Origin of the sequence: Brucella sp. BE17 (assembly GCF_039545455.1) — a bacterium.
GTDB lineage: Bacteria > Pseudomonadota > Alphaproteobacteria > Rhizobiales > Rhizobiaceae > Brucella.
Genome location: NZ_CP154468.1, coordinates 1300001 through 1314586 on the forward strand (window position 1 = coordinate 1300001; position 14586 = coordinate 1314586).

Consider the following 14586-nt stretch of genomic DNA (forward strand, 5'->3'; position numbering starts at 1 on the left):
TACGCACATCGATGTCAGGGTCGACTGCGATAATGAGTTTTGTATAGCTGAATTGCGGCAGAATCGACCACAGCCCCATCATCACCCGCCGTGCCTGTCCCGGATAGCGCTTGTCGATCGAAACCACCATCGCCCGATAGGAGCACGCCGCTGGCGGCAGCCACAGATCGATTATTTCGGGAAACTGCTTACGCACCACCGGCACGAAAAGCTGGTTCATCACTTCGCCGAGTTTTGAGGGCTCATCCGGTGGGCGTCCCGTATAGGTCGAAAGATAGACCGGCTTTTTGCGTGTCGTAATCGCCGTCACCTGCATGACGGGAAATTCTTCGACACTGTTATAATAGCCGGTATGATCGCCATAGGGGCCTTCCGGTGCGGTCTGCGATACGAAAACGCTGCCCTCCAGCACGATTTCCGCATTGGCGGGCACGCTTAAGGGAACGGTTCGGGCTTTGGTAACCAGCGGCCGCTGGCCTGACAGAAGCCCGGAAAATGCCAGTTCGCTCATACCCTCGGGCAATGGCATGACGGCGGATAAGATAGTCGCCGGGTCAACGCCGATGGCAATGGCGACGGGCATATCCCGCCCAAGCTTTTGCCACATCCGATGGTGGCGCGCGCCGCCGCGATGGGCGAGCCAGCGCATGATCAGACGGTCGGGGCCCAGCTTCTGCATACGATAAATGCCAACATTGATATCCGACGGATCATCAGGCGAAGTCGTTATGACCAGCGGCCATGTCACAAGCGGTGCTGGCTCACCCGGCCAACACCATTGGATCGGCAGTTTTCCCAAATCGATTGCGGCGCCTGTATGAATGACGTCCTGCACAGGTGCCCGGTTTATCCGGCGCGGTCGCATTGCAAGTGCTGTCTTTGCCAAGGGAAGCTTGTTCCAGATTTCCCGTGCCGAGCGCGGTGGCTTTGGTGCGCGCAATTCCGCCAGCATATCCGCCAATTCGGGCAGTTCCTCCACCTGCCGTCCCAGACCCCAGGCTATACGCCGTTCAGAACCAAACAGATTAGCCAGCAAAGGAACAGCGACCGGATTGCCATCGGCATCGACCGGCTTTTCAAACAAAAGTGCTGGTCCATCCGCCTCAAGCACGCGTTTGTGGATTTCGGTTACTTCATGAACAAGCGAAACAGGACGCGCAATGCGCACAAGATCGCCACGCTTTTCAAGCTCTCGCATGAAACTTTGCAGGCAATCATAATGCGGCGGAACGGGAGAAGCATTTTTCATGGCTCTGTTTGAAAGCCAAATTCTTCAACCTTCTTTGATTTTAATCAAACTTCTCACGCGATGAATCGCTTAATTCTTGTTCACCTTGTAACAGCGCATTGAAAGCTGGGTAATGATGAAAGTTCCGTCAACCGTGGCGCATCCAGCCCGGCTCGTACCGCCATTTCTGCTAACGCCTGTTGTTTCGCGCGTGTTCCTGCAGGTTCTCAGGCAACATCCGGGACTGTTTGAAAGGCTGGGCGATTATGTCAACAGGCGTTTCGGTTTCAGCCCTTCGGATTTGCCGTTCAGCTTTCTTGTCGAGCCGTCAATACCGCGCATTACGGTCGTGCGAAAAAGTGAATTACCTGAAACCGATGCCGCGATCGAAGGCCCGCTGGTAATGTTGCTGGCCCTTCTCGAAGGCAAACTCGACGGCGACGCCCTGTTTTTCTCGCGCGATATCACGGTCACCGGCGACATGGAAGCCATGCTTGCCCTGCGCAACGCGCTGGATGACTGCGATGTCGATCTGCCTTCCGATCTTGGCAAAAGTGCCGGTCCTTTTGCACCTGTGGTACGCACGATTGCAAACTACGTCCGCAGCAAAGCGCTCGAGCCGGACATAAGCGATCAGGGAGAGCGTTCATGGAACTGATCTGCCCCGCAGGCACCCCCTCGGCGCTGCGCGAAGCCGTGCAGGCGGGTGCCGATGCCGTCTATTGCGGGTTTCGTGACGAGACCAATGCGCGTAATTTTCCCGGCCTCAATTTCAGCCGCACCGAACTGCGCGACGCGATCAGTTTTGCGCATTCGCGGCGCACTGAGGTCTTTGTCGCCATCAACACCTTCATGCGCGCGGGCGACGAGCATATCTGGTACTCTGCCGTGGATGACGCCGCAGCATTGGGCGCTGATGCCGTGATTCTGGCCGACTTCGGCCTGATGGCCTACACAGCGGAGCGCCATCCCAACCAGCGCCTGCATGCATCCGTGCAGGCTTCCGCGTCCAATGCCGATGCGGTCAATTTTCTGATCGACGCCTTCAAGGCCAAACGCGTGGTGCTGCCGCGCGTTCTGACCATTCCCGATATTGCAAAACTTGGCAAAAAGATTGCCTGCGAGATGGAGGTTTTTGTCTTTGGTGGCCTCTGCGTAATGGCTGAAGGCCGCTGCTCGCTGTCTTCTTATGCCACGGGTAAATCGCCCAATATGAATGGCGTCTGTTCTCCGGCCAGTCATGTGCGTTATCGCAATGACGGTTCCGAACTTGTCTCGGAGCTTGGCGATTACACCATCAATCGCTTTCCTCAAGGCGAAGCGGCAGGCTATCCAACGCTGTGCAAAGGCCGCTTCAATATTGGCGACGAGGAAGGCTATGCCTTTGAAGACCCTGTTTCTCTAGATGTGATGAACCATATCGGCGAATTACGGGCAGCAGGTGTCTCGGCGCTCAAAATCGAAGGGCGACAGCGCGGCAAGGCCTATGTCGCCGAAGTCGTCTCGACATTGCGACAAACGCTATCGGCGGGGCCGGACAAGCGCGCAGCACTTCTGTCACGGTTGCGCACGCTGAGCGAAGGCCAGCAAACCACATCGGGCGCTTACGAAAAACGCTGGAGATAATCCATGTCTGATATTGCCCATCGCCCAAGCCTGAGCCTTGGCCCCGTTCTCTATCTGTGGGACGGCCCGAAATGGCGGGATTTCTATTTTCGCATTGCCGATGAAGCGCCGGTCGAACACGTTACAATCGGTGAAATCGTTTGCTCCAAGCGCTTTCATTTCACCGATCCTTATATCGCAGACGTTATCGAACGGCTTCAACGCGGCGGCAAAAAAATAGCCCTCGGCTCGCTGGCGCTTGTCATGCTGGAACGCGAAGCAAAGCATGTCCGGCAAACCGCCGAACAATCGCTGCTGCCCGTGGAGGCCAACGACCTTTCGGCGCTGGGGCTGCTTGCAGGCAAGCCGCATCTGGTCGGTCCGCTGGTCAATGTCTATAATGCGGCCACAGCCAGAGTTCTGGCAGCGCGTGGCGCGCAATCCATCTGCCTGCCACCGGAACTGCCCTTCAATTCCATTCGCGAAATTATCAAAGGCGCGCCGGATATCGCATTCGAGGTCTTTGCCTTTGGCCGAATCCCGCTGGCAATTTCCGCACGTTGCGCCCATGCTCGCTTCAAGGGCCACATCAAGGATAATTGCCAGTTCGTCTGTGGCGAAGAGCCGGACGGCCTGCCGGTCAAGACGCTCGACAGCCAGCAATTTCTGTCACTCAACGGCGTGCAGACAATGTCCCATACCTGTCAGTCGCTGATCGAAGACGTGCGAGAGCTCACAGCAGCGGGTATAAGCCGTTTCAGATTATCGCCACAGGATTGCGACATGGTTGCCGTCGCACGCATCCATGATGACGTGCTGCAGGGCCATATCGAGCCGACAGAGGGGCTGGTTCGCTTGCAGGCGGTTTATCCCGCAGTTCCGCTTTCAAACGGCTTTCTGCATGGCGGTGTCGGTGCATCTTGGGTGACCCGCCAGAAAAACGCGACCGTCATGCACGGATGATATCGGTATTTTTGTTGCTTATAGCGTTTCAGGCGCACGGCCAATTATAAAGATGCATTAAGCTTCGCCTTCGGCAAGGCGTCGAATGCCGGTTGTATCGATAACGGTCAATTTCTGTCGACCGCCGCGCACAAACCCTTTCGCCTCCCATCCACTGAGAATACGTGAGACAGTGTGCAGCGTCGTTCCGGTCATTTCGGCGATATCCTGCCGAGTGATGGGGAAATCGATACGGATACCGTTCTCTTCCTTCTTGCCCGCCTTTTGCGCAAGACGCAGCACGACATGCGCGACGCGGCGTTCGACTTCCTCCGTCGACATCTCACGAATGCGCGTATGCGCTTCTTCAAGGCGCGTGCCAATGGTCTGGATGGCATTCATGGCAAGACCGGGATTTTGTTCGACGAAATAATCCCATAAATCGGTGGGCCAGCCCAGCACGATGCTTTCGGTTACGGCCACTGCCGTTCCCGGATAATCATGACGCTGCAAAGCCTTGGCAAAACCGAAAAGATCACCCGGATGCACCATGCGCACAATGATCTGCTGGCCATCGGATGTAACCTGATTGACCTTCAGACGGCCATAAAGGAGAAGGTAGAACGAGACCGCGTCATCGCCCTGCTCGAAGATCGATTCCCCCTGCAAGACACGGCGTGAGGTGGCATAGGAAACAAGCTTGTCCAGCTCGTTATCACCCATTCTGGCGAATAACGACAGCTTCCTGACAAGACCGCGATCGATCGTGGCCATTCCGATTACCCCTACTTAAATTTCCTGATCCTGCTTATCACAACAAAGCAGGATTGGCACATATTGAGGGGCATAAAGTTTTGGCATTTAAATAAAAACCATCATACAGAAAAGCCCCTGAGCCGTTTGAGCATGGGTGCATACCAACGCCCATCGCGGACGAGGCGAAATCCGAGATTGTCGGGCGGCAGGCCAACGCTGCACCCGCCCGACTTCGGGTTGCGGATGAAGGAGCTCATGGCAGCCCTATGCTTGCCATTGACCACATACACCCCGCAAACGACACTTTCATTGGCAACCTTGCCATAGGCATCGATATTGACCCTGCGGTGACAGGTATTGGTCCATTCCCAGACATTGCCGCCTATATCGGCCACACCAAATTCATTTTCACCGAATGCGCCTGCGGGACGCACAGTCGGGTTGCGATTCTGGTTACGCGCACTCTGGATTTCATAATCGCGCAGCCACCGCAATGCAGGGTTCGTTGCACTTCCCTCCTCTACGCCCAAGGCATCATCGGTAAAGCGTGAACCGGCGGCAAACGCCCATTGCTCATCACTCGGCAGGTACCAGACCTCACCGGTCTTGCGCGAAAACCATTCGGCATAAGCCTGCGCATCATCATAGCTTATGCCTACCACCGGATGATCTGATGGCGATGTACGTGATCCGGCACCATCTGCGATTACACAAGCGCCTTCCCTGACGCAAAGTTCGTACTCTGCCACTGTGACCTGATATTTCATGATCTCGAAGGGCCGCGTGAGCCAGCGCGTCGTCAAAGGTGCGTCGGTGGGGTAATTGTTCTTCTGAAAATCGCCATCAGCGCGATACGTCATGCGTCGCGATGCAACGCTGACCGTTTGAGGGCGCTGTACTTCCAGGCCCTGCCGCTTTGCACCAATCTCGCTGGCCGCATCGACGACAAAAAGCCCTGCTGCAACGGCCAGCAGCACCGTAGGTACCGCAATCGCCAGATCGCGCAATCGTTGCTTTGTACCGTGTTTCATGATGTCTACACCCACAGTTACAGGGTCGGCCGTTCGGGGGCATACCCCCGAACGTATGTTTTGAAAAGCGGCTTCAATCGTTCAGTTTCATGGAGCCGCTCAAAGCGTTGCCTTACATGCCTGACGGTGCCAGAACCGAAGTCATCAGGTCGTCGTTCCACTCGCCCGTTACCTTGAAATGTGCGGCAGCGCCCAGTTCGAAGGCTTCGATAAGGTTGTGGTTGACATAGGCATAGATGCCCGGCTGCTGGAACGTGTAGAATGCAGCACCCGCCGTACCACCCGGAATGAACCAGGTTTCCTGATCGACATCCGGCGGCGTATTGAACTTGCCGGTCGCCCAGACATAATCACCATGACCGCCAATCAGATGCGGCCGCGTATCGCGGTTAGCCTGGGAGTGAACAATCAGCACCTTTTCGCCAACCGCCGCCGTCATCGCATTGTCACCCGTCAGCGCACCAACAGCACCGTTGAAAACGATATGGGTCGGGGTCAGTGTCCGCATCACCTTGGTGACATCTTCATATGAGTCGCCGGGGCTTTCATACTTCTTGTAGGCACCCTTCTCATCACGCGGCACATAGAAGTCCTGTTCGCCGACATAATAGACCTTGTCGTAGGTGAGCGCATTGCCCTTGCCGTCGCTCAAGCCTTCGCGCGGCAGAACCATGATCGCGCCATTCATGCCGGATACCACATGCCATGGAACCATTCCGGGAGGTGCGCAGTGATAAACGAACACGCCGGGCTTGGTCGCCTTGAAGCGCAGGATCGTCTTTTCGCCGGGGTTGATCTGCGTGAGACCGCCGCCACCCAGTGCACCGGTTGATGCGTGGAAATCGATATTATGCATCAGGGTGTTGTTTTCGTGATTGATCAGGGTCAATTCAACATAGTCATCCTGATGCACAACCATCAGCGGTCCCGGGACGGTGCCGTTGAAAGCCATGGCGTGATATTCGGTGCCATCGGCGTCGAGGATGATTTTCTTTTCCTCGATCACCATGGTGAATTCGACCACCTTGGGGCCGCCCTTGGCAACTTGACTATGCGCGTGGACGAAAGGCGGATCGACAAGCTCTACCTTCTCTCGCGGAAGCGCTGCTATATCGGCAGCGCTCGCCTTCTTCAGCGTCGCCTGTCCAAAGGCCGTGCCGGCCGACAGCACAGGAGCCAATGCGCCAGCAAGGGCCGCTCCTGCCAAAATCGTACGACGGTTGATATTGAGTGGATTGCCCATCGAGTCTCTCCTTACGATAGGACTGAGCTCTTTTCGCTCTGTCACTATATTTATAGGCGATACTCCGTGATTTCTCATTGTTCAGGATCAATGACACGTCTAAAACGTGATATAATTTATTATTATAATTCAATTGCTTATATGAAACTTTCATCACATTATGCGTTTGTTTGTTCTGGAACAACCAATATCGAAATCCGCCTGGAGAAAAATTGTATTTCCGGCGCTGTAATGAATGTAGTTTAGAATTATTCTTTATTGAGTAAATCTCGTAGAATTGCCGATTATTCTTCAAAAAATCCCTGTGTCAAAGGATATCTTCAAAACAAAAAACGGCTTCATCGCAATTGATAAAACCGCTTTCGTCTTAACGTAAAAAAGTTTGCTATCTGAAAGCCGGCACAGCAAACCGGGCCTGCGCCTCGGCTATAGCCATTTCGGGCGACCACGCCGGTTCATAAGTCAGTTCGACTTTTACAGTCCTGACGCCGGATACATCCTCTATGCACGCTTGTACTGCCTGCGTGAGAAATCCGGCTGCCGGACAACCGCGCGTCGTCGTTGTCATCTGAACCGACACATCGCCATTGGTGTCAACATCGATACGATAAATCATTCCCAGATCGACCAGATTGATCCCCAGTTCAGGATCCATCACGATGCGCAGGGCATCTCTGATTTCGGTCTCCAGCTGCACACTATCGACGTATTGCATGATCGTTCCTTACGCTGTTCCAACGCGGATCATAATGCGATAGGCCTCGCCCTTTTCATCGAAATTGCCAACCCATTGATGTCCGCGCTTTTCAAGTTCAGGAAACAGAAACAATGGCTCGCGGTGCAACAGAGCGAACAGCACTTCGCCCATGCCCATATTTTCCACTTCCGCCAGAATACTGACCATCGGTTGCGGCGGCTCCATATCGGAACAGTCGAGATATTGTGACGGCTCCGGCCAGTCATCGGGCGAACCGGCATTATCCGAAACATCCACCACCGGAACCTGTTCGCCGATGGGCGAGAACAGGACTTGCCAGTCACCCTCACCGATTGGCTCAGGCTTTGCCGAAAAGCCCTTGCGCTCCATCACGGCGAAAAGCGGAACCGGTTTGAACGGAGCAATCAGCAACAGACTTTGTCCGGGAGCCAGCGTATCAATCGCGCCCATAATCGCCTGAAACGGCTCGACTCCGTCTTTCAACAAAGGACGCACATCAAGCTCACGCGGTATCAATGCCTCAACAGAAACTGTCATCTCGTTCTCCCAGGTATTGTTTTGCCAGCATATATCAGATGTGGAATAGTTATGACATTCGGCAGCTTCATGGCCTCCGGCACATCCATCAGTCTGCGCGCACGAATGAACTGGGTTATCAGGGCCACGATTGCAATCAGATTAAGCCCGCACCCCACCCTGAAAGCCATGGTATCGGCTATAATCAGTGCAAAGACGGCAATGGCCACGCCGGTATAATAAACGAAAAACCAGCGCCTGCTGCGACTTTCCACCACGATATCCTGCACACGCGGCGTCATGACCTTGCCCATGACAGGACCATAGCATTCAAGCCATGTTAGAAAAGGCACGATCTTGTAAAGCTGGGCCAGACTTAACCCCGTCAACCAGCCGAAGGCAAAAAGATAAACCAGAGCGGCAATGACCGCGTCCGGCGAACCAGTCCATGGCAAGGCAATGGCGATAATCAGCGATAGAAGCATTGCCGAAAAAGCCGGGATGGAGGCCGCGCTGTTGAGTTCGATGACCTTGCGTTTGCGCTGTGCATAAATGCTGCGCACGTCGTGCATATAAAGACCAAAACTCGCAACGCCCAGCAAAAGCGCGAGCAGCAGCACGAGATCCACACCGTCATAGCCCAGGGCCACGAAAATAATCGAAAACGAAAGCAGGGCCAGAGCCGCAGCGCCCACTGCCCACACCAGATGGGTCGTCCGCTTTGCGGTTTCGGGTGCCAGCATGAACATCGTCAAAAGCCGGTAGCTGACGCCCATCGCGGTAAACGTCATCCAGCCACCGAGGCCGAGAATGGCATGAATGGAAAGGCTGGATGCTGCGAGATTGAGAAAGAATATCTGCTCCACCGCGCCTGAAAGCACCAGCGTGAACAGGCTGCCCAGCATTGCAACCACGATTACGCATATAAGGCCAATCGCGACAAAGCGTGCTGGCAGCGCCAATGGACGCGCGTTCCAGATCGTCACGCCGAGCATCACCACGATGATGGCAAAGCCTGTCGTCAGAAGAAGTGCTGATGCAGGTAATAGCCAGCTGGGTATATCCCAAAACCCGGCCATACCCGCAAACCCGCCGAGCAAGCCTGCAAGACCCGTCAACAGACAAAGAAGAGCTGGCAGGCCCGCTTGAGCCAGTTGCAACGGCTTGGCGACCAGAACCGGCACGAATTGTAAAAGCGCGCCGCACATCAGCAGCGACAGCCAACCGATGGCGACGATATGCACAATGATCAGTGTTTCAGGCGCCCGCATATCGTCAAATGGATAACCCAATCCCGCAGCCATCAGCGCTGTTCCCGCGATGAGAAAGAACAGCGAAGCGGCAAAATAGGACAAAGTCCAACGGGAAAGAGCGGCACCGAACATTTGAGGCCTATATCAAAAAGTGCAATCAGTGATTGCCACAAGTGCATTCATGCGTTTCGGCATGTGCTTCGACAGGCGTTTCAGGGCGCCCGATCTCCACCCGCCAGATCGGACCATTTTCCTTGTATTCCCACGAGAAAACTCCGGGATTACGGCTTTCAAGCTGATAATGAAGCGGCACGGGATCGTGATCATTGACGATCTGCAATGTTTCACCCGGCTCCAGAGCATCGATCATTGAGAAAATCGTCGCGTGGCGGGCGATGGGCGGAATGGCGCGGACATCAATGATATTCAATGTGGAAACGGGTGCGCTTGTCATCGGGTTCATCCATGGCCGTTGGCTTTCGACAGATGACGATGACAGCCCGCATCATCATGATCCCAATCTAACGGGGATGATGCGGGCCTGATTTGTTTCATCTCAAACAACAGAAAATAAATCGGAGCGAAGAGAAACGCTGCTGTTTACCCCGCCAGCATACGGTAAATGGCAGGCAGTGCTGCGGGAAGTTTCGCCAATCTGCCAATCAACGCATAGCCGCCATGGCCAAAAAGCGCGGGCAGATAGGCATTGGCCTCGCGATCCACGGTGACGGCAAAGACATTGACGCCTTTTGCGCGTGCTTCACTGACCGCGCGGCGCGTATCTTCCAGCGCAAACCGCCCTTCATAATGATCGACATCGTTCGGCTTGCCATCGGTCAGGACCAGAAGCAGTTTTTTGCGGTTATGCTGTTCATTGAGTTTTTCTGTGGCATGCCGCATCGCGGCGCCCATACGGGTATAAAAACCGGGTTTTAAAGCGGCGATGCGATGCTCGACGGATGCGTTGAAATTTTCATCGAAATCCTTGACCGTTTCCACCCGCACCCATGAGCGGCGGCGCGACGTGAAGGTGAGGATCGAACAGCGGTCGCCACAAGTGGCAATGCCGTTGGCGAGCACCAGCAGCGCTTCCTTTTCCACATCCAGCACGCGGCGATTATCAATCCAGGCATCGGTTGAAAGCGACACATCGACCAGTATCGTCACCGCGAGATCATTGGCGTGCGGGCGGCTCATCAGATGCACGCGCTCGCTGCCCTGACCACCGGCTGCAAAATCACAGCGCGAGCGCACCACGGCATCAAGATCAAGATCATTGCCGTCAAGTTGCGCACGCATCATCTCGCGTCCGGGACGCAGGATTTCAAACTGGCGCCGCACGCGACGAATGAGACTTTGCGCTTCATCATCAAGTTGCAGCGGCTCGTCGCGATCCTTCGCGGGTGCGGCAAGCACCGAGCAATGATCATGCAGATAGCTGGCCTTGCGATAGTCCCATTCGGGATAGGTGAGCTTGGCCGTAAGTCCGCTCTCGTCCACGGCCTCCGGCGGAAGATCAAGATCGAAGCGAAAGCGTGCGGCAGGTTTGCCCTTTCTTTCGCCCAGTGTGAGATCGTCGAGTTCATCCGCAGATTTCGCATTCTGCTCATCGCTGTCGTCCGATGGCCGGTCGACACTGACCATCTCGGCCATGGCAAGGATTTTCTCAAAGCGATTGAGAATGAAGGGACTGCGGTCGGTCAGTCGCGGGTCTTGCTTTTCGCGTTGCGCGATCTGCCGACCCGTTTCCACATTCTCGGCGCTGCTGTTTCCCGCTGGCTCGTCTTCGCTGTCCCGTGGGGCTGTTTCCGCACGGGCGATGAATTGCGGCCAGAGCGGTACCGGCAGCATAGGCAGATAGCTGGCGGGTGTGCGATGCGGGAAAATTGCTGCAAGGGTTAGGTCGGGCAACCCCGCACCCTGATTGAGAAGCGACAGAATGCGCTGCTCGACAAGCTGTTCCAGACGATTGAGCGGGCGTTCTGGCCGTGCGGCAAGCGTTGCCTCGCAAAGCCGCGCATAGCGTTTGGTCAGTCCGGGAAACTGGCGGCAAGTTTCTTGAACCGTATCTTTGGCAATCTCAAGGGCGGCCAGATCGCGCCGCAGAGGATCGTCGGGCATGGCAGCCACATCGCGTGGCATGACGGCCATATAACCCGCAAGCCAGACATAGAGATCGTAATTCAACTGGCGGTCGGGAAAGAGCGCAATCTCGGCAGGCAGCATCAGGGTCGATTCATCGCGCAGCGGCTGGGAAAGCTTTTCCTCGCCCAGCGCCATGCGCTGGCGAAGACCCAGCCGATGGCCAGAAGTGCGTGAACGGGCCGGTGCAATCTGCACCGCAATATCGCCGCCAAACCCGCGAAAGCAGATCGCAAGCCTCTGGCGGATATCGACAAGTTTTATCGCCGCCTCGGGATATTGCGGCCATGAGCCAGTCCTGCCGATCATCCGGTGCCAGGCGCGACCGACCGTCTCTTCAAGCTCCAGAAAATCCAGCATGTCACACCGCCTTATTTCAGCATCGCATCGGCAATTTCAAGGAGTGCTGCTTTCACATCCGGCTCGTCGGTCAAGGGTTCGATCATCGCCGCACGCGCGGCTTCGCGTTGCGACATGCCGGCATCGATCAATGAGGCGCAATAGACCAGAAGCCGTGTTGAGACGCCTTCTTCGAGATCATGACCCTTCAAGGCACGCAGGCGATGGGCCAGCGCCACCAGTGGTGCAACCTGATGCGCTGCAAGGCCGCTTTCCTCCGCAACAACCGCGATTTCCTGCTCTTTGGGCAGAAAATCAAATTCAATGGCGACAAAACGCTGGCGGGTGCTGGGTTTGAGCGACTTGAGAAGGTTCTGGTAGCCGGGATTATAGGACACCACCAGCATGAAGCCGTCCGGTGCTTCCAGCACTTCGCCGGTGCGTTCCAGCGGCAGGATACGGCGATCATCGGTCAAGGGATGCAGCACAACCGCGACATCCTTGCGCGCCTCCACGATTTCATCGAGATAGCAGATACCACCTTCGCGCACCGCACGGGTCAGCGGGCCATCCACCCAGATCGTGTCGCCACCTTTCAGCAGATAACGCCCGGTCAGATCAGCTGCGGCCAGATCGTCATGGCAGGAAACGGTTGATAGCGGCAGTTCCAGTGTTGCCGCCATATGGCTGACAAAGCGCGTCTTGCCACAGCCGGTCGGGCCTTTGAGAAGCAGCGGGAGTTTGCGCGCCCACGCCATTTCAAACAGCGCGCATTCATTGCCTGACGGGCTGTAAGCGGGAACCGACAGATTGTTTGCGGCGGGATTTACAGGTGCAATATTCATGGCCGTCTTCCTTTGAACGAGAAACAGGCCCCGCAGCAATGCGGGGCCTTGCATTGTTTATTCAGCAGGCTGCACAAAGGCGTTCTTCGGTTCACGCCGTTCTTTTCCGGGCACGAACACGGCCCAGATGAACATGATGGCCGAAATCCCCACCACAACGCCCGAACCAAGCCGGATCCAGTAGAAGAGTGCCAGTTGATCCTGCACATCCATGTAGCTTTCGCCCAGAACCCGCTGGAGATGGGTCTGCACCACACCGGCAAAGGTCAGTGCAAAGGTCATCACCGACATGGCCGTACACATGGCCCAGAAACTCACCATCGAAAGCATCTGGTTATAAGGTGCTCTCCCACGCAGTTCGGGGATCGCATAGGCCATGACCGCAAGATTGAGCATGACATAGGCGCCGAAGAAAGCGAGGTGACCGTGCGCTGCCGTCAATTGCGTGCCATGGGTATAATAGTTGACTGATGAGAGCGTATGCAGAAAGCCCCAGACGCCAGCACCGAAGAAAGCCATCACCGAGCAACCGATCGACCAAAGAAGGGCTGCGCGGTTGGGATGTTTGCGGCCTGCCCGCCATGTCATCACGAAAGTGAAAATGACCATGGTGAAGAAGGGAGCGACCTCAAGCGTCGAGAACAGCGAGCCGATCCATTGCCAGTAACCGGGCGCGCCGATCCAGTAATAGTGGTGGCCCGTACCGAGAATGCCCGAGAACAGCGCCAGACCGACGATGACATAGAGCCATTTTTCGACCACTTCGCGGTCGATGCCGTTGAGCTTAATCATCAAAAAGGCGAGGATCGATGCCATGATCAGCTCCCACACGCCTTCCACCCACAGATGGATGACATACCACCAGTAAAGCTTGTCGAGTGCGAGATTGACAGGGTTATAGAAGGCAAACAGGAAGAAAAGCGCCAAGGCCCACAGACCAAACAGCAGGATGTTGGTGACGGTCGTCTTGCGGCCTTTAAGGGCCGTCAGCGTGATGTTGAACAAAAAGATCAGGCAGACGACAACAATGCCGACCTTGATGATGAAGGGCTGTTCGAGAAACTCGCGTCCTTCATGGATTTTGAACATATATCCCACCACCGCAATACCTGCGGCGATAAAGAACAACCAGAACTGAATGACCGCAAGTTTGGTGCTGTAAAGCTCAGTTTCGGTTTCTTCCGGCAGGAGATAATAGGTTGACCCCATGAACCCCATCAGCAGCCACACGACGAGCGCATTGGTGTGGATCATGCGCACGATGTTAAACGGCAGCAGCTCGGAGAGCACATTGGGCAGGACATAGATCGTTCCGGCAAGAATGCCGAATGCGACCTGCGCGATGAACAGGACAAGTGCTCCATAAAAATAGAGCATGGCTACCTTTTGGCTTTCATATTTCATATTTTAAACTCCGTTCATCCCGCACTCAGCCTGCCTCGTTTGGCGGCCAGTTTTGCGTGTTGATGCGGCTTGTCCATTCGAGGAAGTCGGCCAGATCGTTGAGTTCCTGTTCGCTTAAGTTGAACTGCGGCATCTGGCGGCGGCCTTCGATCCCCGTCGGCATGGCTTTCATCCACGCCTTCATGGTTTCGCGTGCGCCTTCGGGATCGTCTTCCCCGCCCCAGCGTTTCCAGACATTGCCGAGTTCGGGCGCGAAATAGGCACCCTCGCCCAGAAGCGTGTGGCAGTTGATGCAGGAGTTTCTCTCCCAGACATGCTTGCCCCTCGCTACAGCGTCGGTCAGCGTGGATTCGTCCGTGGATGTGGTTTTCATGTAATAGTGGCTGTGCGCCGTCAGTCCCACGAAAATCGCGAAAAAGAATATGGAACCGCCGTAAAAGACGTTTCGGGCGCCGGTCTTGGTAAGGCGTTCTGCCATCCCTTCGTCCTTTCATTGGCCGAAGGCAAAGCTCCGGCATTCGATCCCCCGTCGAAGATGCGGCTGGTCTTCCCCTCGCCAGCATT

At 55.5% G+C, this 14586-nt stretch carries 15 protein-coding genes (1 of these 15 running past the window's edge); 3 read left to right on the forward strand and 12 right to left on the reverse strand.

The window, feature by feature from the left end:
* Positions 1–1249, reverse strand: the 5' portion of a protein-coding gene (locus tag AAIB41_RS17325) for a UbiD family decarboxylase (RefSeq protein WP_343315231.1). The gene continues 266 nt to the left of window position 1, outside the view; only the first 1249 of its 1515 coding nucleotides appear in the window; the start codon lies at positions 1247–1249; its stop codon lies off the left edge, out of view.
* Between the two features lie 112 nt (positions 1250–1361).
* On the opposite strand from AAIB41_RS17325, the gene AAIB41_RS17330 reads away from it, so the two are divergent.
* The 3 genes from AAIB41_RS17330 to AAIB41_RS17340 are packed head-to-tail and all read left to right on the forward strand — an operon-like array spanning position 1362 to position 3796.
* Positions 1362–1886, forward strand: a complete 525-nt coding sequence (locus AAIB41_RS17330) for an SCP2 domain-containing protein (RefSeq protein WP_343315232.1) — start codon at positions 1362–1364, stop codon at positions 1884–1886.
* Entirely contained in the window at positions 1877–2854 is a 978-nt protein-coding gene (locus AAIB41_RS17335; protein WP_343315233.1) for a peptidase U32 family protein, read from the forward strand. The genes AAIB41_RS17330 and AAIB41_RS17335 overlap by 10 nt, the downstream gene beginning before the upstream one ends.
* A gap of 3 nt (positions 2855–2857) precedes the next feature.
* The gene (locus tag AAIB41_RS17340; RefSeq protein ID WP_343315234.1) at positions 2858–3796 is read left to right on the forward strand and encodes a U32 family peptidase; all 939 of its coding nucleotides are present in this window, start codon (positions 2858–2860) and stop codon (positions 3794–3796) included.
* 57 nt (positions 3797–3853) lie between these two features.
* On the opposite strand, the gene AAIB41_RS17345 is transcribed toward AAIB41_RS17340, so the two are convergent.
* From AAIB41_RS17345 to AAIB41_RS17395, 11 genes are all read right to left on the reverse strand, one after another.
* The gene (locus tag AAIB41_RS17345; protein WP_343315235.1) at positions 3854–4549 is read right to left on the reverse strand and encodes a Crp/Fnr family transcriptional regulator; all 696 of its coding nucleotides are present in this window, start codon (positions 4547–4549) and stop codon (positions 3854–3856) included.
* 101 nt (positions 4550–4650) lie between these two features.
* Entirely contained in the window at positions 4651–5562 is a 912-nt protein-coding gene (locus AAIB41_RS17350) for a formylglycine-generating enzyme family protein (protein WP_343315236.1), read from the reverse strand.
* 112 nt (positions 5563–5674) lie between these two features.
* On the reverse strand, positions 5675–6805 hold the full coding sequence (gene nirK, locus AAIB41_RS17355) for a copper-containing nitrite reductase (protein ID WP_343315237.1): 1131 nt from the start codon (positions 6803–6805) through the stop codon (positions 5675–5677).
* A 385-nt stretch (positions 6806–7190) separates the two neighbouring features.
* A complete protein-coding gene (locus AAIB41_RS17360) occupies positions 7191–7520 on the reverse strand; it encodes a metal-sulfur cluster assembly factor (RefSeq protein WP_343315238.1) in 330 nt (109 codons plus the stop codon).
* A gap of 9 nt (positions 7521–7529) precedes the next feature.
* Complete coding sequence (locus AAIB41_RS17365) at positions 7530–8060, reverse strand: DUF2249 domain-containing protein (RefSeq protein WP_343315239.1); 531 nt, start codon at positions 8058–8060, stop codon at positions 7530–7532.
* Positions 8057–9424, reverse strand: a complete 1368-nt coding sequence (locus AAIB41_RS17370; protein WP_343315240.1) for a hypothetical protein — start codon at positions 9422–9424, stop codon at positions 8057–8059. The genes AAIB41_RS17365 and AAIB41_RS17370 overlap by 4 nt, the downstream gene beginning before the upstream one ends.
* Before the next feature lie 25 nt (positions 9425–9449).
* A complete protein-coding gene (locus AAIB41_RS17375) occupies positions 9450–9746 on the reverse strand; it encodes a DUF2249 domain-containing protein (RefSeq protein WP_343315241.1) in 297 nt (98 codons plus the stop codon).
* A gap of 146 nt (positions 9747–9892) precedes the next feature.
* Positions 9893–11794 carry a nitric oxide reductase activation protein NorD gene (locus AAIB41_RS17380; protein ID WP_343315242.1) on the reverse strand — a complete coding sequence of 634 codons (1902 nt, stop codon included), beginning with the start codon at positions 11792–11794 and terminating at the stop codon, positions 9893–9895.
* 11 nt (positions 11795–11805) lie between these two features.
* Positions 11806–12618 carry a CbbQ/NirQ/NorQ/GpvN family protein gene (locus tag AAIB41_RS17385; RefSeq protein WP_343315243.1) on the reverse strand — a complete coding sequence of 271 codons (813 nt, stop codon included), beginning with the start codon at positions 12616–12618 and terminating at the stop codon, positions 11806–11808.
* A 57-nt stretch (positions 12619–12675) separates the two neighbouring features.
* Positions 12676–14022, reverse strand: a complete 1347-nt coding sequence (locus tag AAIB41_RS17390) for a cbb3-type cytochrome c oxidase subunit I (protein WP_343315244.1) — start codon at positions 14020–14022, stop codon at positions 12676–12678.
* Positions 14023–14047: 25 nt separating this feature from the next.
* A complete protein-coding gene (locus AAIB41_RS17395) occupies positions 14048–14500 on the reverse strand; it encodes a cytochrome c (protein ID WP_343315245.1) in 453 nt (150 codons plus the stop codon).
* Positions 14501–14586 lie beyond the last annotated feature (86 nt).